Origin of the sequence: Chryseobacterium hilariae (genome assembly GCF_051400735.1) — a bacterium.
Classification (GTDB): domain Bacteria; phylum Bacteroidota; class Bacteroidia; order Flavobacteriales; family Weeksellaceae; genus Chryseobacterium.
Genome location: NZ_JBLFFJ010000003.1, coordinates 228,673 through 249,234 on the forward strand (window position 1 = coordinate 228,673; position 20,562 = coordinate 249,234).

Sequence of the window (20,562 nt, forward strand, 5' to 3'; positions counted from 1 at the left end):
TTTTAAAAAAGTACGGTTAATACTTGCTTCATATAGGAAAACTTACTACTTTTGCATCACTTTAAAACAACGAAGTAAGTCAACAAAAATATAATGGTTTCTTAGCTCAGTTGGTAGAGCAATGGATTGAAAATCCATGTGTCCCTGGTTCGATTCCTGGAGAAACCACTTGAAAACCTCTAATTTATTTAGAGGTTTTTTTGTTTTTATGGGTAGGTTTCAAAAATATTTAAACACAAATTAGCACTAATATTTTGAACTAATTCTACAATTCTTTTAATAATTTTTCTGATTCCCAAACAGAAGCAAATTCATCATTTAAATTGGCAAGTGCCGTCATATGAATCAGTTCAGCATTATATTTCTCGCCATTTATCCCTATCCTATCGAATGCTGCTGTTGCATCTGAAATTACATATGTTTCATACCCAAAGTTTCCAGCCATCCTTGTCGTCGTTGAAACACAATGATTGGTGGTTATTCCTACGATCACCAAGCTATTAATATCCTGTTCGTCCAGTCTTCCTTTTAAATCCGTTCCGATGAAGGCACTGTTTACATTTTTTGTAATGACAGGTTCATCATTCTGAGGCAGAACAAGATCATTAAACTGAAAACCTGGGTTCGATTCATGCAATTTAGACTTCGGATTCACAGAGCTGTGCCTGATATGGAAAACAGGAAGCCTTAACTCTCTCCACTTTTCCAGCAATATTCCACTGATCTTTTCTGCATCTTTATTATTTCTATTGCCACCCCAATACTCTTCATCCAAAAATCCTTTTTGAATATCAATCAGCATCAGAGCTGGTCTCTTATCTCGTAATTTTATCATTTATATATTATTTGGTTAAAACATACGGCTGTAAAGAAATTCCTTATATCTGTCATTTAAAGGAGAATCAAACAGATCAAATACATGCAGTGCTCCCGGTATTACCCACAGCTCGGTTTTAACTCCCGCCCGGTATAAAAGCTGGGAAAACTCAATATTCTCATCCCTTAAAGGATCCAGTTCACAGGCTACTATAGTTGTTCTTGGAAGATCACGAAAGACATTGTAGTTCGTAAGATCTGCATACTTTATACTTTTATCCTTATCACTTCCCAAAAAATGAAGCCAGGCAGTTTCTGCATATTTTTTATTCCATAAAGGTGTATCTGTAAATTCATTCATGGAAAAGGTATTAAGCTTATTATGAATCACCGGATATAGTAAAAACTGGTGGTTTATATTTCTTATTCCCTTATCATTAGCCATTTGGGTAACAGCCGCAGCCAGATGTCCGCCGGCACTTGCCCCGAAAACAACAACATGATCCGGATCAATTCCCAGCTGTTCCGCACCATGCTCAATGGTCCACTCCAGCGAGTCAAATCCGTCCAATACCGGAATGGGAAATCTATATTGCGGAGACAGCCTATAATCAACCGAAATTATTGTAGCATTAAGATGCTCTGCTAATTCAAACATCTGGCTATCTACCTGTTCCGGGAGGCCAAAGACATATCCTCCTCCGTGAAAATAAATGGTGGTTCTGTTTTTATCAAATTCTTCAGACTGGTAAATATGAAGTCTTATTGAATGGTCATCCAAGGAGCTTTTTATGAAAGCATCCTTAACATTGATTTTATCCGGTCTATTAAGCGGATTATTCCTTGCAAATGCTTCTTTTTCTTTCTGAATAATTTCCGGATTATTAAGAAATTCAGCTTTATTGATTTCCAATGAAAACGGAAAACTATCTATACTTTTCTTCAAGTCTTTATCAATTCTATTGAAATCCATTGTATTATGTAATGTGTTTTGGATGAACGAATTTTAAGTTTTGGCTCAACTGTCAATCTTTTTATTTTTGTAAATTTATATGATGAATATCGGGTCTCCAAACACTCAATGAATTGTGCGGAACGAACAAAAAAGTAAGTATGAGCATTAAAGAATCATCAACCAATCATGAAAATAAAAAAGGTCTGGAACTTAGCTGTTCTGAAATATATGCCGTAAACCTGATCAGCGGCCGGTGGATTCTTTCAATCTGCTACTGCCTGAAAACAGGAAAACTGAGATTTTCCGAACTCAAGAACAGCATCCCAAATATCAGTGAAAGAATGCTGACCATGCAGCTCAAAAAAATGGAAGAAGAAAGACTGGTTCTAAAAAAAGTCTATGCAGAAGTTCCTCCAAGAGTAGAATATGAATTAACGGAAATCGGGCGACAGCTGATCCCTGTTTTAGATCAATTGGAAATATGGGGTGAAGATCATAAGAAAATTAAGAAAGGTTCATAAAAAATGACTGTCTTGATTTTTAAGCAAATACAAATCATAAAAGATATCTTTGCACATACTTTGAAATTAATTATAAAAAATTTGCACAATATTGCAAAAAGTTCTATTTTTGCACCCACGTTAAACAACGAAACAATTGGTTTCTTAGCTCAGTTGGTAGAGCAATGGATTGAAAATCCATGTGTCCCTGGTTCGATTCCTGGAGAAACCACAACATTCACGAGTAAAATACTCAAAGCCCCTTTAATAGGGGCTTTTTTGTTATACGTAACCAAATATTACCGAAAGTTTGTAGTATTCTAAAGTATTCTTTACCCAGATTTATTCCCCCTATAATTCCCCGCCCAAAACAAGAGGGAAATTTTGTAACCAAATTCCTATTTTGAGTCAAATATGACAAGGGATTAAATTTCCAAAATCTGAAAATTTTAATAAAGCAACTACTCTATTCCAGAATTACAATAATTCTGATTTTCGGAGCTCCTTTTTTAATTTTTAGGAGAGTTAATGTAAATGAAAGCAAGAAAAATTCTTACAGAATTAAAAATTAAAAATAAGATTATGAAAAAATCATTTCAATTTTAATTATCCTAAGAAAGGATAAAATAGGAGTTGACAGAAGATGCCGCTTAATGTTCAGGTTAGATCAAATTCTAAAGTAATTAAACTACCAACAAAAGATATACGCAAAACAAAAAATTGTATCGGTAAAGGCTACGGAGAATTGAATGTATTTTTAAAAAACATTACTTTTAAAATTAGGAAAATTTTGTTTCAATAAAATTAATAACAATCAGCCATTTCTTCCAAAGAATCTACAAAAAAATTAAGATGATTATTATTTTTTAGATAGTCCCATTTTAGATTTTTGCAAAAAATAAACAGCATATCCTAAAAAGCCATAGAATAAATCATAGTTTCCATTTTCTTTTTCCAGTAATGGTACTTTTTACAAAAAATTCATCGAAAGAATCTACAAGATCTGAGTCTAGTTCGAAGGCTCCATGTTTACATAAATATAGATAGAACCAAACAATTCCTGTATAACCACTAATAAGCCCAGAATTATTAAGTTCATTTTCTAAAGATTCATATACCTTTTCAAAACTACTAATTACAGACTCTTAACAATCTTAAAGTTCGTTAATATAGAGCCTTGCTGGCCAAATCCATCGTCTATTTTTTGGAAAATAACTATCTTCGCCTATAAATCTAATTTGAAAATGAAGAAGATCATCTCTGGGGTATTTGTTTTCTGCTCTGTTATTCTACTGGCTCAGGAAGCCATACAGTTCCAGGAAATACCGCTCAAAGACATTATAGCAAAGGCAAAAAAAGAAAAAAAACTTGTTTTCATCGACGCCTATGCTTCCTGGTGCGGACCGTGCAAGATGATGGAGAAAAATGTATTTACTCAGAAACCTGTCGGAGATTATTTCAACACCAATTTCATCAATGCCAGATTTGATATGGAAAAAGGTGAAGGAAGGGAAATTGCTGCCAAATACGGTGTACGTTCCTATCCTACTTATCTTTTCCTGAATGGCGAAGGTGAGCTGGTTTCTCAAAATTCCGGTTATATGGAGCAAAGCATGTTTGTGGCCATGGCCCAGGATATTAATTCTGCAGGCAACAAAAAGGGTTCTTTAAAGGAACGTTTTGCCAATGGAGAGAAAGATCCGGAATTCCTAATCAATATTATGAAACTGAACTCTTCCTCAGATTACGACTTCGCTAAAAAAGCTTCCAACCGATATTTTGAAAACAAAAAGAAAACAGAAGAAATTTCTAAAGAGGAAATAGGCTTTCTTTTATTTTTCCTAAAATCAACGGAAGATAGTAACTACAGTACATTTACAGCAAGAAAAGCTGAAATTATTAAATATCTGCCGGAAGAAACTTACAATGAATTTGACAATCAGCTGAAGCTTTCAAAAATCGTTGAACAGTCTATTGATGATAAAAATAAAAAGATCAATGACGAATATTTTATGAAAACGGCTGAACCGTTAGTAGGAAAGCAGCTTGCACAATCCAAACTGAATCAGACAAAGCTCAGTTATTATGAGCAGAATGCCAATTTCCCCGAATTCGAAAAAGCAGCTTTGGAATATTATAAAAACTCCGATGCATTTGAACCTAATGAACTGCTGAGAGCGGCATGGGTATTCAGTGATCACATCAAAAATCCCGCATCACTAAAGAAAGCCTCAGAATGGGCAGAAAAATCTGTAATGCGTGGCGAAACACCTGAAAACACTTACATTCTTGCCAAGCTTTATTTTCTTACCGGAAATAAGGAAATGGCCAAAAGCTACGCAGAAATGTCTAAAAATATGGCCGTTCAGACCAGCAAAGACTCCAAACTCGCAGAAGAATTATTGAAACAAATAAAATAAATGCTAAAACACAAATTTCTCACCACATCTATCACACTTCTGTCTGCAGTAATGCTGACAGCCCAGGAACAACAGGAAAAAAGTCTATATATCAAAGAAAATGCACTTCTGGCTCCAATTGGGCTTATCAATATCGGTCTTGAAAAGCAATTAACTTCAAAGATCACGATGCAGGGCGACGTTCTGGTATCTCCATGGAAGTCTTTTGCAGGACATGAATTTCAGTATTATTCTCTTTCTTTGGAGGGAAGGTATTATTTCAATGAAGCATTCAGCCATTGGTATGTTGGAGCTAATGTTGGGGTATCTTCATTTGTCCTTCAGAAATGGAATTACTGGAAGGATGTTGCCTATACCAATGACCGAAATGAAGTATTTGTTAAATCTAATCTATATCAAAAAGGATTTTCATTTTTAGTTGGCATTACCGTAGGATATCAGTTCAAAGTATCTGACAGATGGAATATAGATGTGTATGCAACTATTGGTTCATCCACAGATTTCTATAAAGGATACGATCGTACTACCGGAAAACGGTATGAATCAGCTCAAGGATACAACAAAAGCGGAGAAATCCTTCCTTACAGAGGAGGTGTCATGATTTCTTATAAATTAAAATAACAGCATGAAACTGTTCGGAAAAAATCATATTATCATTTCAGTGATCACTTTTGTGATTCTTTTTTTAATGAATTATATCGGAAATGGCCTGCCCGACAGGCTGGAAAGAGCATTGATGACAGCTTTTGCAGGAGTTATAGGTTTATCACTCGGGCTTTTCATTCTTAATAAAGGTAAGAATGACAATAAGCCTCCGCAGAATTTTGATTGATATTAAGTGAATGGTCAATTGTGAATTCGGCCTCGCCAGTGAATTTTATGATCTATAGGTTCTCAATTGACAGGCGAAGCCAAATTCACAATTGACTTTTAATCTTAGTCTTTGTAAACAACATACTTACGGCGGATCTTTTCGAATTTCTCCAGATCACTTTTCCATGAAGCCTTGATTTCCTGAATTGATTTCCCGGCTATAATCTGTTTTCTGAACTCATCTGTTCCGGCCAATTTATCGAAGAACAAATTCTCGAGGAAGAAGTTCTGCTTTGTATTCTTATAGCCTTTATAAGATTTGATAAGCCACTCAAGATTCAGTTCTCTAAGATCTTTCGGATAGGCTGAAAGATCTTCACCATAGCAAAGTTTTCCGTTTAGAAAAGGGTCTTTTGCTCCAAAGTTAGGTTTTGGCGTAAACTGATAAGGAAATTTCTGCGTCCATGGAGAACCATAGATCTGGAATGGCAGATCAGTACCTCTTCCCACAGAAACCTGGGTTCCTTCAAAAAAACATAAACTAGGGTATAGATTGATAGATTTATCGTTAGGCAGATTCGGGGAAGGTTTATCTAAGGTTGAATAACGCTGCGTTTTGTGATAATTTTTCATAGGAATCAGGGTATATTTTGCCTGGACTCCATTTTTCAGCCACTTTTCACCGTTGACCATTTTCCCATACTCTCCTATCGTTAATCCGTAGACTACAGGAACTTCGTGCATTCCTACGAAGCTTGACCATTTTTTCTTTAAAACGGGCCCATCTGTATAACCATCGTGTGGATTCGGGCGGTCCAGCACCATTATTTCTACATTATTTTCGGCTCCGGCTTCCATCAGGTAGGCTAAAGTTGAGATATAAGTATAGAACCTGACACCAACATCCTGGATATCAAAAACTACAATATCAATTCCTTTTAACTGCTCAGGTTTTGGTTTTTTATTGTTTCCGTATAAGGAAATAATCGGGATTCCTGTTTTGGTATCTACCCCGTTTTTTACTTTTTCCCCTGCATCTGCATCTCCCCTGAAGCCGTGTTCAGGAGCGAATATCGCCTTGATCTTAATATTATTTTTTACCAGAAAATCTACGACATGGTTTTTATCACTCATCAGTCCTGTTTGGTTGGTCACCACGCCTATTGTCTTATTCTTCAGCAGCGGCAGATAGAGCTCTGACTGATCTGCACCGGTTTTGAAATCCGGCTGATCTTGAACCTGAGAATAATATTGGTTGAATACACCTAAAAAAATTAGGCAAATAAGAAGTAAATTTTTAATTTTGAAATCTAAATTCATAAGCTTGAAATTTCCTTTATATTTCTCTAGAAAAATAGCGTTTTCCAAAGATAACAAAAATAACCTTTCGAGAGTTATCATCTTCATCGGCAGGCTTTCTGTAGCTTTGGGGATCATTGTTTCTTTAATTACTGTAGCTACGGGCTTCGGTTCAAAGAAAGCCATCAAAGAGAGACTGGCAGATTTCAGCGGGCACGTTACGGTACGGTCTACAAGGTCCAATTCTTCTTACAATACGTCTGTTCTTGACAATCAGGGACTGAATATTCAGAAAATTAAAACTCTTCCTGATGTAGAAAGTGTTCAGAAGTATGCAACAGTAACGGGAATTATGCGTAATGAGCACAATTTTTCAGGCATTATATTTAAAGGAATCGGAAAGGATTTTGACAGTCTGAGGTTCAAAAAATTCCTGGTTGCCGGTACTACTCCTAAGGTAACAGAGAATGGCTTTAATAATGATGTGACTATTTCACAGAAGATTGCTAATGATCTTCACCTGAAAGTAAATGACAGTATTGTTACCGTATTTTCAAAAGCAGATCAGAAGCCGATCTACCGTAAATTCAGAGTCATAGGAATTTATAAAACTGATATTAAAATGATTGATGAGCAGTTCGTTATCGGCGGAATCAATCATGTAAGAAAAATTCAGGAAATGAAGCCGGATGAAATAGGTGGTCTTGATATATTTTTTAAAAATGTAAATGACATCGACAAAGATTTTCCAGAAATTGAAAAACTGATCGGCTACAAAAACTATGCTGAAAAAGCAACGGAAAAATTCCCGCAGATCAATGACTGGATCAGTATTTTTGACACCAATATTGCCCTGATCATCATCATTATGCTGATCGTGGTTGTGATCAATATCATCATGGTTCTTCTAATTCTGATCATTGAAAGAACTAATTCTATCGGACTTTTAAAAACACTTGGAGCAAGCAATTCACAGATAAGAGCTACGTTCATCAATTATACACTGATCATCATGATTCCGGGACTTCTGTATGGTAACGCCATAGGTCTGGGCTTGATTCTGATTCAGAAGTTTTTCGGCATCATTAAGCTTAATCCTGAGAACTATTATGTAAGTACAGTTCCGGTAGATCTTAACCCTGTTGCCATTATTTCCATTTCATTGGGAATTCTGCTTATTTCCGGGCTGGCTCTGATCGTTCCGAGCTACCTGATCAGCAAGATATCTCCGGTGAAGGCGATTAAATATAACTAACTATGTGAAATGTGAAGGAGTCAACTGTCAATGATAAAAACAGTGATCAATTCTATTTTAGTTTAAAAATTCACCATTCACCATTCACCATTCACTTTATACAATTATTAATGAACAGGATGCAATCAATCCAATTCAACGACCTAAGTAAAAATTCATTATTAACAATTCACCATTCACGTAAATCGCACGGCTAATTTTTAAAGCATTATCTTTGTACCGCTTATAAACCATTTATGAAATACGCAAAAAATATTCTTGAAACGATAGGGAATACTCCTCTTGTAAAACTTAACAAAGTACTAGGAGAAGACTTTCCTGCTCTAGTTTTAGCAAAAGTAGAGACATTCAATCCGGGGAATTCTGTAAAGGACAGAATGGCCCTTAAAATGATAGAAGATGCTGAAAAAGACGGCAGATTAAAACCTGGAGGCACCATCATTGAAGGGACTTCAGGGAATACAGGAATGGGGCTGGCTCTTGCGGCCATCATCAAAGGCTACAAATGTATTTTTGTAACCAATTCCAAACAGTCAAAAGAGAAGTGCGATATTCTTCGCGCTGTAGGAGCAGAAGTAATTGTGTGCCCTACTGATGTGAAGCCTACTGATCCGCGTTCTTATTATTCAGTTTCCAAAAGACTGGCTAAGGAAACAGAAAACGGTTGGTATGTGAACCAATACGACAACTTATCAAACAGAGCGGCTCATTATGAATCTACAGCGCCTGAGATCTGGGAGCAGACGGATGGAAAGCTTACACATTTTGTAGCAGGTGCCGGAACAGGTGGTACTGTTACAGGTTGCGGAACATTCTTTAAGGAGAAAAATCCGAATATTAAAGTAATTGGTGTTGACACGTACGGTTCTATTCTGAAAGAATTCCACGAGACCGGTGAGCTTCATTACGACCATGCTTACACGTATATTACAGAAGGAATCGGGGAAGATATTATTCCTGAAAATTATGACATGTCTGTTATTGATCATTTTGAAAAAGTAACGGATAAAGACGGTGCCATCTATGCAAGAAAACTTGCTAAAGAAGAAGGAATTTTCTGTGGATATTCTGCAGGAAGTGCTATTGCTTCTTTGATCCAGATGAAAGATCAGTTCACGAAAGATGATGTGATTGTAGTTCTTCTTCACGACCACGGTTCAAGATATGTAGGAAAAGTCTACAATGACGAGTGGATGAAGGAAATGGGTTGGTTGGATTAATCAAAACCAAGAAGGTAAATTTACCTTTTGCATAAATAAAAATCAGAGCAAAACGCTCTGATTTTTTTATGGCTTGATATTTTTCTTTATGGTTTGTTTTAAGCTGCTGTAATCTCCTTTACTCATTGATTTTTCAGGAAACATATAATTATATTTTCCTTCCAGGGCAATAAATGTATCATTGATATCGTATCCCTTGAAATCTTCCCATTTGCTGAGCTCTTCCTGATGATTAAGATTAACGTTAAAAATATCATCATTAAAACGGATCTCATAGATTTCAGAATCTTCCAGCGACTTTAAATATCTGTTAACTTCTTTCTTCCACCGGGAAACCTTATTGATGCTTAAAGAAAGATAAACCGTACAAAGCAGGAACAAAAAGCTCACGAAATATAGAATCCCAAACTTTTCTTTACTTAAATCATCCTTAAAATAAAATAAGATCAGTAGAATTAATCCTACAACTGCCGTAGTAACGGTTTTTCCTTTGGTAGTCTGTGAAAAAAACAAACTTCCCTGGTTACCGCTGAAATAAATTTCTTCGAAATCCTTTCTGTTTACATTTAATTTAATGATTTTCTCTCCATTCATTTCTCAGAAATATTTAATTTGTTTTTAAAGATTACAAAACTAAATCAAATATCTTCATATTGGTTACTTATTGCAGAAAGTTTATTCATTAGGTCACGGTTCTTTTTCTTCAAATCTTCCATTTTCCGAAGCATATCATGGATGACTTCAAGACCGGGAAGATTAATCTCCAGATCATAATGCCAGTTGGTAAACTTTTCAAAAACAGGCAGATCTTCATAGAGTAAATACCGGACTTCATTTTCTGTTTCTACATGCAGCAAACCTACATCCACCAATTCATCAAAAAAAGTGATTTCTATATTGTATATTTTTACGAGTTCTTCCCGCGATATTCTTTCACTACTCATGGCTTAGGAATTTTTAAGTTGTTCAAAAAGTTCTTTCTGCTTGTCTGTCAGATTGGTAGGCAGCTTCACCTCATATGTCACAAAAAGATCTCCGGTCTGCCCTTCTTTTTTATACACCGGAAAACCTTTCCCTTTCAATCTTACTGTTGTTCCGTTCTGTGTTTCCGGCTTCACTTTAAGATTAACGCTTCCGTCCAGTGTAGTCACTTTTACGTCGCCTCCTAAAACAGCAGTATACAGATCTATGGAAACCTTGGTTTTCAGATCGTCTCCGATTCTCTCAAAATTAGGATCTACAGGAATATTGAAGGTAATATACAGGTCTCCGTTTGGACCGCCATTAAAACCTGGACTTCCGTGGCCTTTCAGTTTGATCTGCTGTCCGTCATATACTCCCGCCGGAATCGTAATTCTTACTTTTTTACCATTAATCTCAAAAGTCTGCGGATGAGTCTGAGCAGCGTCTTTTAGGCTTAAATTTAATTCAGCATGAACATCCTGTCCTTTGAATTTTCCTGAAGAACTTCCCTTTGTACTTCTTCCAAAACCTCCGCCGGCACCGCCAAACATACTTTGGAAAAAATCTGAGAAATCTTCACCCTCACCGAAATCAGCACCGGAAAACCCGCCACCTCCATAGTTCTGCTGCTGATACTGTCTTTGCTGTTGCTGGGCTTTTTCGTATTCTTCGCCATGTTTCCAGTTTTCCCCATACTTATCGTATTTGGTGCGGTTTTCAGGGTTACTGAGAACTTCATTAGCTTCATTCAGTTCTTTGAATTTTTTTTCAGCCTCTTTGTCGCCGGGATTGAGATCAGGATGAAATTTTCTGGCCAGCTTACGGTAAGCTTTTTTAATGTCATCCTGTGTTGCGCTTTTATCTACGCCTAAAATTTTATAGTAATCTATATAAGCCATAGAACCGATATTTACTCAAATTTATGAAATTTACACCTGAAAATTATATAAGAGAATGTTAAATAAACCTATCTTTGATAAAAAGCGTTGAATGAAAGAAGTACTGAACAACTACTCAGGAATTATATTTTTACTATTAGGAATTGTTGCAGGAAGCATTATAGGCATTACTGCTCCAAATATTGTGGAATATATTAAACCTTTGGGAGATATCTTTCTGAATCTCCTTTTTGTGAGCGTGGTGCCGTTGGTATTTTTTGCTGTTTCCAATTCTATAGCTTCGCTGGAGCAGCAGTCTAAATTTGGAAGGATCATTTTAGTGATGTCTTTTACTTTTCTGTTTTTTATTTTGACAGCAGCTATTTTTACGATCTGTGTAGTCTATGTATTTCCGGTTTCCGGTGTTTCCGGCAGTTCTGAAATCATCTCCGAAACCGTTAGCGAAGACAGTTGGGGTAACAGGATTGTAAGCTTTTTTACTGTTGGAGAATTTACTCAGCTTTTTTCAAGACAAAATATGCTGGCTCTTCTTATTTTTGCTTTCATGACCGGGTTTGCAGCCCGTAAGGCCGGAGAAAAGGGACAACCGTTCAGGGTTTTTATCGCTTCTGGATATGAGGTAATGAAAGAGTTGCTTTTATTGATCATGAAACTGGCGCCTATTGGGCTTGGCGCTTATTTTGCCTATCAGGTGGCCACGCTGGGGCCTCAGCTTTTTGGTTTTTATGCTAAACCTTTAGGACTTTATTATATTGCAGGAATCGTTTATTTCTTTGTCTTTTTTTCTCTGTATGCTTTTATGGCAAACGGACAAAAGGGAATCAAAGGTTTTTGGACGAATGCTGTCTATCCTACTTTAACCGCTTTAAGTACCTGCAGCAGCTTTGCCACTATGCCAGCTAATCTTCAGGCTGCTTCAAAGATCGGCATTTCGAATTCCATTGCCAACCTGGTTATCCCGATCGGAACCACATTGCACAAAAATGGATCTTCTATGTCTTCCATTATTAAAATATATGTAGCTTTTCTGATCATCGGAAAGGACTTTTTTGATCCTGCGAATTTACTGCTGGCTTTAGGAATCACCGTTTTTGTAAGCATTGTAGCAGGTGGAATTCCGAATGGCGGGTATATCGGCGAAATGCTGATGATCTCAGTATATAAATTACCTCAGGAAGCTATTCCGGCTGTGATGATTATTGGAACGCTGGTGGATCCGTTGGCAACTGTTCTGAATGCTGTTGGAGATATTGTGGCCGCAATGTTTGTAAACCGGTTTGTGAAGGTCTGACTCTATACTATCTTTTTTAGCGCTTAAAAAGCGGAACTTTCCGGCATATTCTTAAAGGTTTAAAAATTCTTAATGATTTAAATTTTAAATCTCCCGCAGATCTCACGGATTGCAATGATCTGGAGTTAATTTATTCACTACGCTTTACAGGTTCCAGGTTTTCATATTCTTCTTTGGTGAAAAGTCTGTATTGGACTTTGAATGTTTTGCCTAACGGAGTTTCCAGAGAAAAACCACCCGGACCAAAGCCATCTGTGACATCAAGTGTAAAGTGGGAATATTTCCAGTATTCAAATAAATCACGGTCTATCCAGAATTCATGACCATTGATGGTTCCTATCATAGCATCGTTCATTCTGGGAAAAAAACCGTCTTTCTCAAAGCATTGTGGCTGAGTGCCTTCACAGCAGCCTCCTGCCTGATAAAACATCAGGGGACCGTATTTATCCTCCAGTTGATAAATAACATCAAGCGCTTTTTCTGTTGCTGATAATCTGGATATTGTCGCTTCCATTTCTTTTTCTTTAAAACGAGTTGTTTCTATTAAGGTACGAAGATTAATTGATGAACTCTTTTGCTTAATATATTTTTTAATCGCAAAGGCGCAAAAGTTTTTATCCCATGCTATTTTTAGGACGCAAAGATTTTATCTACGATAAAATTGTATACTGCTGCCATTTTGAACAATTTCACATATCAAATCGTAAAAATTATCATTAGCATAGGAGTTTTCTGCTTTACCGCAGGTCTCTGATTTTTTATGTATTAAAATACAAACTGTAATTCCAAAATACTGGCTAAGTTTTCGCGTGAGGGATAGGAAGGGCGGCGAGGAACGAGCCGGTGCGGAATGAAATGGAGCACCGAAACGAAGTGAAGCCCTGGAAAAGCCCGACCGTTTTGCCCCGGCTCCGCCGGGGCAAACGGGCACGCCCTAATATTTAAAAATTAAAAGAAACCTAATTTGTTTTTATTGTAGGAAATCAGCATATTTTTGGTCTGACGGTAATGATCCAGCATCATTTTATGATTTTCTCTACCTATTCCCGACTGTTTGTATCCTCCGAAAGGTGCTCCTGCAGGATAAGAATGGTACTGATTAACCCAAACTCTTCCTGCCTGGATCTGGCGCGGAACGTTGTACAGCTGGTGCGCATCTCTTGTCCAAACTCCTGCTCCAAGACCATAGATCGTATCATTCGCAATCTTTACAGCCTCTTCTTCATCTTTGAAAGTTGTAAATGCCAAGACAGGTCCGAAGATCTCTTCCTGGAAAATTCTCATTCTGTTATTTCCTTTGAAAATAGTCGGCTGGATATAGAATCCGTCTTCCAGGTTTTCTCCCACATTGTTTACGTCTCCACCTACAAGAACTTCTGCCCCTTCTTCTTTTCCTAACTGAATGTAAGACAATATTTTATCTTTCTGGATCTGGGAAGCCTGGGCACCCATCATCACGGTTTTATCAAGCGGGTTTCCTACTTTAATCGCTTTTACTCTTTCTATCACTTTTGCGATGAATGCGTCTGCAATATCTTCCTGAACCAACAGCCTTGAAGGGCATGTACAGATCTCTCCCTGGTTTAAAGCAAAAAGTACAGCTCCTTCAATCGCTTTATCCAAAAATTCATCATCAGCGTCCATTACGGAACTGAAGAAAACGTTTGGAGATTTTCCACCTAGCTCAAGCGTTACCGGAATAATATTCTCTGTAGCGTATTGCATGACAAGACGCCCTGTAGCGGTAGAACCTGTGAATGCAGCTTTTGAGACTTTAGGATTGGTCACTAAGGCTCTTCCAAGCTCTGCCCCGAAACCATTCACGATATTAATAACGCCTGCAGGCAGCAGATCACCGATAATTTCCATTAGAACCAAGATTGAAACCGGAGTGCTTTCGGCAGGTTTCAATACCACGCAGTTTCCTGCTGCTAAAGCCGGAGCTAACTTCCATACGGCCATCAATATCGGGAAATTCCAGGGGATGATCTGTGCGATTACTCCCAGCGGTTCGTGAACGATCAGGGAAACGGTATCTTTATCCAGTTCATTGTGAGAACCTTCGTCTGCACGGATCACGGAAGCAAAATATCTGAAATGGTCTATAGCAAGAGGCAAATCGGCAGCCAGTGTTTCCCTTACCGCTTTCCCGTTATCGATGGTTTCAACAATGGCAAGGTATTCAAGGTTCTGCTCGATCCTGTCTGCAATCTTGCTCAGAATAATACTTCTTTCTGTGGATGAAGTATTTTTCCAGGTTTGGAATGCTTTGTCTGCAGCATTTACAGCCAATTCCAGATCTTCTTTTGAAGAGTGTGCTACCTGAGTAAAGTTTTTACCATTCACCGGCGAAACTACATTGAAATACTGTCCGTTTACCGGAGGTGTAAATTTACCGTCAATATAATTATCATATTGATTTTTGAATTCAGGCCACTGAAAAGCGGTCTCTGATTTCGGTTCTGTCATAGTGCTCATATTAATGTAATTTTATTTTTTCGTAATGCCAAATTACATTTCCAGATGAAAAAGTGATAGCACAATCGTGTAAAAAAATATCACAATAGTGCAGATGCTTAATTTTATATTTTTATTAACAACAGTGTAGGCCTAAAATTTATATATTTGAGTGATTGGGTTTTACAAATGTTTAGAAATGAATAACAATAATAAATTTTTATTAAATACTCCTGCACTAAAGAAGGAGCACCAGTTATTGAACCTTGTTGAAAATCAGACAAAATTCAATCTAAACAACTGTGAGTTCAGCATATACGAGACACACAAAACTGCTTTCGGAGTGAAGCTTCACTTTGAAAACATTGCTTTTACGGCTATGCTGAGAGGCAAAAAGCACATGAAACTGGACAATAAAACGAATTATTTTGATTATTTTCCTGGCGAAAGTATTCTGGTAGCACCCGGTGAAACCATGGTCATTGATTTTCCTGAAGCAGACAAAGCCCCTACCCAATGTATTTCTTTAAGCCTTAATCCCGATTTTATAGAGGATTCTCTTAATTATTTAAATTACACCCTTCCTAAAGTGGACGAAACCTCGCAATGGAATATCCAGCTGGATGAATTTTTCCTTTTTAATAATCAATCTTTAGCCTCTGCGACCAACAATATCATGAGAATTGCAATGGATGATAATTCGCAGAAGGATATCATGGCAGATTTTGCTCTTAAAGAACTGTTGATCAGACTTATGCAGACTCAAGCCAGAAGCATGGTGGAAAAAAATATTGCTAAAAATAAAACAAGGATAGGTTTTGCGGTAGATTATATCCGTAAAAACCTTCACCAGAAGCTGTCTATCGACAATATGGCAAAACTGGCTTATGTGAGCAAGTCCAATTTCTTTAAAATGTTCAAAGATGAGCTGGGAACTTCTCCCAATGATTTCATCCTGCAGGAAAGGATTAACAGGGCCAAAGAATTATTGGCAGGACAAAACAGCATTAAGGAAACTGCTTATCAGACAGGGTTTTCAGATACGAATTATTTTACGAGGGTTTTCAAACAGCTCGTGGGTATTACTCCCAAAAGTTATCAAAATAAAATGATATTTCCATCATAAAAACTGCTCTGAAATATAGGTTTCAGAGCAGTTTAGCTATTAATATCCAGGATTTTGCTGAATATTTGAATTGATATTGATTGCTCCCAGCGGAATTGGCCATTGCCACTTATAGCTCGTAGAGGACAATGTAAGTGTCGGGGCCGGGCTGCCTCCTCCGGTACTTAAAGCACCTTCACTTGGCCTTGTTAAATTTAAACCTAACCTTTTCAGCGTATACCATCTATCAGCTTCTCCCATTAGCTCCAGCCTTCTTTCTTTCTGAATTTCATCCCATAGTGCAGTCCCCGTGATATTTAACGGAGTATACTCGGAATATCTGGATTTCCTTAAGGTGTTAAGGAGCTCAAGGGCTCTGGCCGGGTTAGAAGTAAAAGCGGCTTCTGCACCGTTAAGATAAACTTCTGCAGTTCTGAGATATTTATAATTTACGACGTTGGGCAAAGTTCCTCTGGTATTATATTTAATCACATTAATATAAGTCTGTCCTGAGAAAGCACTTACCTGAAAATAGGTATTTTTTCTAATATCAGTAGTTTTATATAAATCATAGAAATTTTTGTAAACTACAAATTCTGATTTAATTGCCCCACCCATAATTTGATTATAAGATACCCCTACAGTAACTTTTTCTGCGTCCGAATTCAGTATTTCGAATAGAGTTCCATCCTGACTGGTACTGTTCCATACCAATGGAAAATTATTAATTGATCCTACACTGGATGATAAAGCAATGGATTCCTCTGCAGCTGCAAGCGCTTTCGTATGATCTCCTTTAAATAAATATACTCTTGAAAGAAGACCTGCTACGGCTGCCTTGTTTAAATATCCTCTTGTGAATGGTGCAGGTGTATCATTGGATTTAGGAATGTTTGCTTTTGCAAATTCCAGATCATCTATAATTTTATCATACACCTGAGCAACTGTCAGGTTTCTTGTAACCGGATCATTGGAGGTTGCCATCATATATGGAATTCCCAAAGACGTATTGGCATCCGCAGACTGAGTGGGTATTTTACAATAGGCTCTGGCAATATCAAAATGCATAATTCCCCTTAATGCTCTGGCTTCTGCTTCAATCTTCAATGCATCTGAGGAGGAAAGTATTCCATTATTCAAATTTTCCAAAACAAAATTGGCTCTGGAAATTCCAAAATAGGCAGCGCTATATAATGCAGTCGTCTGTCCATCATCCGAACCAAATTCCAAGATCCAGGCCCTATTATTTGATAATCTTCCTCCAGGGCTCTGAATTAAGTTATCCGAAGTCAGATCAGCCATAATATTCTGATTTCCTGTATCTCCAGAAAAATATCCGGATCCTTTCATCGTATCATAAATACCATCTAAAGCCATTCTATAATCCGAAGAAGTTTTAAATGCCTGCTCGACAAGTGTATTTTTATTGGAAAGCTGATCTAAATCTCTGTCGCATGATACTGCTCCTAAAAAAACAAGCAATAAACCTGATATAATTAATTTTTTCATTTTTAAAATTTTAAAATTCTACTTGAATACCAAACATAAATTGTCTGACAGCGGGATAGCTGAACTGCGCATATGAGCCCGACACATAAGTCTGCCCCGCACCCAGCTGACTTTCACCTGAACCAACTGCTACTTCAGGATCTCCTTTAAAACTGGTCCACGTTAATAAATTTTGTGCCTGCACATATGTTCTAATTGAGTTTACAGGAACATCATCTCCCAGCATTTTTTTATTGAAAGTATACCCTATCATCAAGGTTCTGAATCTCAGATAATCTGATTTTTCCAGAAATTGGTCAGACTGTCTTAATCCTATAGTAGTAGGTTTCGGCAGCACATTAGTATCTCCCGGATTTTTCCAATAATTGAATGCTTCCACACTCATATTATTTTTCCTATTGGAAGGATTTTCTAACATTTGTGACTGGAAATTGTAAGTATAAGCTCCTGTTTTAAATGTAAAATCTGCGGACAGATCAAACCCATACGCTTCCAAGATAAATCCAAATCCCCCAAAAAATTTAGGCAGAGGAGACTTATCTGTAATGTCTCTGGTATCTGATGTAGCATTGTATACATCAGTAGCAGTTCTTCCGTTAATTGTATAAAAGTTTTCTCCGGCATCCGGAGCTGTTCTATCGGTATAATACAGTGCTTTCCCGTCTGCAGAGTTTACGCCTGCATATTCTAATAGTCTATAAAAATTGGGAGTTTCTCCTACTTTTAAAGAGGTCAGCCCTAAATTTCTCTCGTTATTTACACCGTCAAGAGAGATGACTTTAGATCTTTGCCAGGATGCATTTCCTCTTAATGAAACTTTTAGATTTTCCTTCCTGATAACATCGAAGGTAAATTCCGTTTCAATACCTTCAGTACGTATATTACCCAGGTTTTTATAAATAGAATAATTTCCCGATTCATAAGGCAGGTACAACTCCTGAATAAAATTATCCCTATCCGATCGATATGCTTCTACAGCCCCTCTAAATCTACTTTCCAGAAATGCAAAATCGACTCCTATATTGGTTGTTTTATTCGTTTCCCATTTGATATCCGGATTTCCAATGACGGATGTAGGGTTCATTGTACCTCCCGTCCCATAATCTCCATAAGAAACATATCCTATATTGGCATAGCTTGGAATATTTCTGTCATTACCTGCTATCCCGTAAGATGCCCTAAGCTTAAGATCATTTAACAGGCCTCCGTTAAGAAAATCTTCTTTTCCAATATTCCACGCTACACTACTGCTCCAAAATATCCCGGACTTGTTATTGGCTCCAAATTTTGAGCTTTTATCCTGACGAATAGATCCTGTAAGTAGGTATTTCTTTTTATAATTATATTCAAACAGACCCAGCAAAGAAAATAAGGTACTTCTTACTTTACTTCCGGTAAAAGTATTCTTGTCTGAGGGAGTCGTATTGGAAGGCGCATCAGAATTGGGATTCTTATAATTGCTACCACTGGCAGCAATATCTTCGGTAAATTCACTGTTAAATTCTACAACACCGGTAGCGCCAATATAATGGTCATTCAGCTGTTTTTTAAAATCCGCTCTATTCCCATAAATATAATTGAATACATAAAATGTAGATTTCGTAAGTTTGCCTAATCCATTGGGACCATTCGCAGTTATATCTAGCTGTGACCCTTTTTCTAAATTGTTAGTATTTACCAGATTGTCATATAAAGAATTGAAATACATTCTATAGGACAGAGCATTATTCAACTTATACTCCCCAAAAATATTACCGGATGCCCTTAACCTTTGTGCAAAATCAGGAACTCTCCGTAATGATTCCACCACGTTAGGGCCCGATCTTAGCTTTATATTATATGATCCATCCGGATTATATACAGTTTCAAAAGGGTTATATCTGTACATGGCACCAAATGGACTCTGTGTATTATTCCTGTCCCTGATATCCTGGGTATACTGGTAGGCTATCCCCAGATCCAACCCGACCTTTAATCTGTCACTGAGATTATTCTCAAAGTTAAATCTTCCCGTATACCTATCAAGCCCGTTGATATCCCGCACAATACCATCATCCTTATCATATCCCAGAGAATAGTAGAATTTGTTTTTATCACTTCCTCCTCTTGCAGAAAGCTTATAACTCTGCAGAAAAGAAGTTCTTAGAATATCTTTCTGCCAATCATGATTTAATTTTAAAAGGGCTTCTTCCTCTGCCGGAGTATAAATTGGCAATCCTCCCAGCCCCAATGTATTCATTTCCCTTTCATACTGTAATTTCTGAGCAGAATTCATCATCTCAAAATTAAGCTCTTTGTCTGCAATTTTCTGAGAAAACCCGAATCTGCTCTCAAATGAATACTGTGTTTTTCCTTTTCTGCCACTTTTGGTAGTTACCACCACCACTCCGTTTGCTCCTCTGGAACCGTATTGAGCTGTTGCAGCAGCATCTTTTAAGATCACCATACTTTCAACATCACTCCCATTCACTGCGCTAAACTGTCTGGCAGTCATGTAAAGTCCATCCACAACATATAAAGGCTCTGAATTTCCGCTAAAGCCGGAAATTCCCCGAATATTAATTTCGGCAATTGCTCCGGGCTGCCCGTTTCTGGATTGAACAAATACCCCTGAGGCACGTCCCTGAAGCATATTTCCAAGAGAAGTTGCAGGAGTTTGTGTTTTTAGTTCATCAGCAGTGACTACAGATTGCGCCTGGGCAATCTCATCTTTCGTTTTCTTCTGATATCCTGTAATGATCACTCTTTCGATCTCTTTCCGGACCGTATCATTCTTAACTTTTTGCGCAAAAGCGACTTGTCCTATAAAGAACAAAGCACCAGCACTTAACACATTTAATTTAACATTCATTATTAACAAGTTTTAATACTAAGTAAACAAATGTGTTAATAAATATTAATTATAACAAATGGTAAATAACTGATAATAAACGCTTAACGTGCATGAATTTCATCAAAAATAAATAAAAACATCAAAAAAATGAACAATCTTTCTAAAAGCCTAAAAAAAATCTCTCATAAGATCCCTTTAACAAAATTTTAACAATTATTAAAAATTTT

18 protein-coding genes and 2 tRNA genes are annotated in these 20,562 nt (G+C 37.2%); 10 read left to right on the top strand and 10 right to left on the bottom strand.

What is annotated here, in order from left to right; all coding sequences use genetic code 11:
* Positions 1-95 precede the first annotated feature (95 nt).
* Positions 96-168 (top strand) — tRNA-Phe (locus ACMGDK_RS10555).
* A 97-nt stretch (positions 169-265) separates the two neighbouring features.
* Here the strand turns inward: ACMGDK_RS10555 and ACMGDK_RS10560 are convergent.
* Together ACMGDK_RS10560 and ACMGDK_RS10565 are read right to left on the bottom strand one after the other, a co-directional pair.
* Entirely contained in the window at positions 266-832 is a 567-nt protein-coding gene (locus ACMGDK_RS10560; protein WP_436808263.1) for a cysteine hydrolase family protein, read from the bottom strand.
* Between the two features lie 18 nt (positions 833-850).
* The gene (locus ACMGDK_RS10565) at positions 851-1,789 is read right to left on the bottom strand and encodes an alpha/beta hydrolase (protein WP_436807916.1); all 939 of its coding nucleotides are present in this window, start codon (positions 1,787-1,789) and stop codon (positions 851-853) included.
* 140 nt (positions 1,790-1,929) lie between these two features.
* Here ACMGDK_RS10565 and ACMGDK_RS10570 point away from each other — a divergent pair, with 140 nt between their 5' ends.
* The 5 genes from ACMGDK_RS10570 (at position 1,930) to ACMGDK_RS10590 (ending at position 5,523) form a co-directional block, all read left to right on the top strand.
* Positions 1,930-2,292, top strand: coding sequence for a winged helix-turn-helix transcriptional regulator (locus ACMGDK_RS10570; protein ID WP_436807917.1), 363 nt, complete (start codon positions 1,930-1,932; stop codon positions 2,290-2,292).
* Positions 2,293-2,430: 138 nt separating this feature from the next.
* A tRNA-Phe gene (locus tag ACMGDK_RS10575) sits at positions 2,431-2,503 on the top strand.
* Between the two features lie 1,012 nt (positions 2,504-3,515).
* Positions 3,516-4,691 (top strand): thioredoxin family protein, encoded by a 1,176-nt coding sequence (locus ACMGDK_RS10580; RefSeq protein WP_436807918.1) that lies wholly within the window; start codon positions 3,516-3,518, stop codon positions 4,689-4,691.
* Positions 4,692-5,312, top strand: coding sequence for a DUF3575 domain-containing protein (locus tag ACMGDK_RS10585; RefSeq protein ID WP_436807919.1), 621 nt, complete (start codon positions 4,692-4,694; stop codon positions 5,310-5,312).
* 4 nt (positions 5,313-5,316) lie between these two features.
* A complete protein-coding gene (locus ACMGDK_RS10590) occupies positions 5,317-5,523 on the top strand; it encodes a hypothetical protein (protein ID WP_436807920.1) in 207 nt (68 codons plus the stop codon).
* A gap of 104 nt (positions 5,524-5,627) precedes the next feature.
* Here ACMGDK_RS10590 and ACMGDK_RS10595 read toward each other — a convergent pair whose 3' ends face one another.
* A complete protein-coding gene (locus ACMGDK_RS10595; RefSeq protein WP_436807921.1) occupies positions 5,628-6,824 on the bottom strand; it encodes an exo-beta-N-acetylmuramidase NamZ family protein in 1,197 nt (398 codons plus the stop codon).
* Positions 6,825-6,828: 4 nt separating this feature from the next.
* On the opposite strand from ACMGDK_RS10595, the gene ACMGDK_RS10600 reads away from it, so the two are divergent.
* A complete protein-coding gene (locus ACMGDK_RS10600; protein WP_436807922.1) occupies positions 6,829-8,058 on the top strand; it encodes an ABC transporter permease in 1,230 nt (409 codons plus the stop codon).
* Positions 8,059-8,294: 236 nt separating this feature from the next.
* Complete coding sequence (locus ACMGDK_RS10605) at positions 8,295-9,278, top strand: PLP-dependent cysteine synthase family protein (protein ID WP_111956872.1); 984 nt, start codon at positions 8,295-8,297, stop codon at positions 9,276-9,278.
* Between the two features lie 66 nt (positions 9,279-9,344).
* On the opposite strand, the gene ACMGDK_RS10610 is transcribed toward ACMGDK_RS10605, so the two are convergent.
* From ACMGDK_RS10610 to ACMGDK_RS10620, 3 genes are read right to left on the bottom strand one after another with little or no spacing between them, the layout of a single operon-like run.
* On the bottom strand, positions 9,345-9,872 hold the full coding sequence (locus ACMGDK_RS10610) for a hypothetical protein (RefSeq protein ID WP_436807923.1): 528 nt from the start codon (positions 9,870-9,872) through the stop codon (positions 9,345-9,347).
* Between the two features lie 44 nt (positions 9,873-9,916).
* Positions 9,917-10,222, bottom strand: coding sequence for a chaperone modulator CbpM (locus ACMGDK_RS10615; RefSeq protein ID WP_436807924.1), 306 nt, complete (start codon positions 10,220-10,222; stop codon positions 9,917-9,919).
* Between the two features lie 3 nt (positions 10,223-10,225).
* Entirely contained in the window at positions 10,226-11,140 is a 915-nt protein-coding gene (locus tag ACMGDK_RS10620; RefSeq protein WP_436807925.1) for a DnaJ C-terminal domain-containing protein, read from the bottom strand.
* Between the two features lie 91 nt (positions 11,141-11,231).
* On the opposite strand from ACMGDK_RS10620, the gene ACMGDK_RS10625 reads away from it, so the two are divergent.
* A complete protein-coding gene (locus ACMGDK_RS10625) occupies positions 11,232-12,431 on the top strand; it encodes a dicarboxylate/amino acid:cation symporter (RefSeq protein ID WP_436807926.1) in 1,200 nt (399 codons plus the stop codon).
* 130 nt (positions 12,432-12,561) lie between these two features.
* On the opposite strand, the gene ACMGDK_RS10630 is transcribed toward ACMGDK_RS10625, so the two are convergent.
* Positions 12,562-12,945: a DUF779 domain-containing protein gene (locus ACMGDK_RS10630; RefSeq protein WP_436807927.1), complete on the bottom strand. Its 384-nt coding sequence runs from the start codon at positions 12,943-12,945 to the stop codon at positions 12,562-12,564.
* Between the two features lie 434 nt (positions 12,946-13,379).
* Positions 13,380-14,909 carry an aldehyde dehydrogenase family protein gene (locus ACMGDK_RS10635; RefSeq protein WP_436807928.1) on the bottom strand — a complete coding sequence of 510 codons (1,530 nt, stop codon included), beginning with the start codon at positions 14,907-14,909 and terminating at the stop codon, positions 13,380-13,382.
* A 178-nt stretch (positions 14,910-15,087) separates the two neighbouring features.
* On the opposite strand from ACMGDK_RS10635, the gene ACMGDK_RS10640 reads away from it, so the two are divergent.
* Positions 15,088-16,014: an AraC family transcriptional regulator gene (locus tag ACMGDK_RS10640; RefSeq protein WP_436807929.1), complete on the top strand. Its 927-nt coding sequence runs from the start codon at positions 15,088-15,090 to the stop codon at positions 16,012-16,014.
* Positions 16,015-16,053: 39 nt separating this feature from the next.
* Here the strand turns inward: ACMGDK_RS10640 and ACMGDK_RS10645 are convergent, their stop codons facing one another.
* Entirely contained in the window at positions 16,054-17,502 is a 1,449-nt protein-coding gene (locus ACMGDK_RS10645; protein ID WP_436807930.1) for a RagB/SusD family nutrient uptake outer membrane protein, read from the bottom strand.
* Positions 17,503-17,512: 10 nt separating this feature from the next.
* Positions 17,513-20,353 (bottom strand): SusC/RagA family TonB-linked outer membrane protein, encoded by a 2,841-nt coding sequence (locus ACMGDK_RS10650; RefSeq protein WP_436807931.1) that lies wholly within the window; start codon positions 20,351-20,353, stop codon positions 17,513-17,515.
* Positions 20,354-20,562: the final 209 nt, after the last annotated feature.

Excerpts from the sequence above, each read along its gene's own strand:
- ACMGDK_RS10565 (WP_436807916.1), bottom strand. The coding sequence starts at position 1,789 with ATGGATTTCAATAGAATTGATAAAGACTTGAAGAAAAGTATAGATAGT.
- ACMGDK_RS10570 (WP_436807917.1), top strand. The coding sequence starts at position 1,930 with ATGAGCATTAAAGAATCATCAACCAATCATGAAAATAAAAAAGGTCTG.
- ACMGDK_RS10580 (WP_436807918.1), top strand. The coding sequence starts at position 3,516 with ATGAAGAAGATCATCTCTGGGGTATTTGTTTTCTGCTCTGTTATTCTA.
- ACMGDK_RS10585 (WP_436807919.1), top strand. The coding sequence starts at position 4,692 with ATGCTAAAACACAAATTTCTCACCACATCTATCACACTTCTGTCTGCA.
- ACMGDK_RS10590 (WP_436807920.1), top strand. The coding sequence starts at position 5,317 with ATGAAACTGTTCGGAAAAAATCATATTATCATTTCAGTGATCACTTTT.
- ACMGDK_RS10595 (WP_436807921.1), bottom strand. The coding sequence starts at position 6,824 with ATGAATTTAGATTTCAAAATTAAAAATTTACTTCTTATTTGCCTAATT.
- ACMGDK_RS10605 (WP_111956872.1), top strand. The coding sequence starts at position 8,295 with ATGAAATACGCAAAAAATATTCTTGAAACGATAGGGAATACTCCTCTT.
- ACMGDK_RS10610 (WP_436807923.1), bottom strand. The coding sequence starts at position 9,872 with ATGAATGGAGAGAAAATCATTAAATTAAATGTAAACAGAAAGGATTTC.
- ACMGDK_RS10615 (WP_436807924.1), bottom strand. The coding sequence starts at position 10,222 with ATGAGTAGTGAAAGAATATCGCGGGAAGAACTCGTAAAAATATACAAT.
- ACMGDK_RS10620 (WP_436807925.1), bottom strand. The coding sequence starts at position 11,140 with ATGGCTTATATAGATTACTATAAAATTTTAGGCGTAGATAAAAGCGCA.
- ACMGDK_RS10625 (WP_436807926.1), top strand. The coding sequence starts at position 11,232 with ATGAAAGAAGTACTGAACAACTACTCAGGAATTATATTTTTACTATTA.
- ACMGDK_RS10630 (WP_436807927.1), bottom strand. The coding sequence starts at position 12,945 with ATGGAAGCGACAATATCCAGATTATCAGCAACAGAAAAAGCGCTTGAT.
- ACMGDK_RS10635 (WP_436807928.1), bottom strand. The coding sequence starts at position 14,909 with ATGAGCACTATGACAGAACCGAAATCAGAGACCGCTTTTCAGTGGCCT.
- ACMGDK_RS10640 (WP_436807929.1), top strand. The coding sequence starts at position 15,088 with ATGAATAACAATAATAAATTTTTATTAAATACTCCTGCACTAAAGAAG.
- ACMGDK_RS10645 (WP_436807930.1), bottom strand. The coding sequence starts at position 17,502 with ATGAAAAAATTAATTATATCAGGTTTATTGCTTGTTTTTTTAGGAGCA.
- ACMGDK_RS10650 (WP_436807931.1), bottom strand. The coding sequence starts at position 20,353 with ATGAATGTTAAATTAAATGTGTTAAGTGCTGGTGCTTTGTTCTTTATA.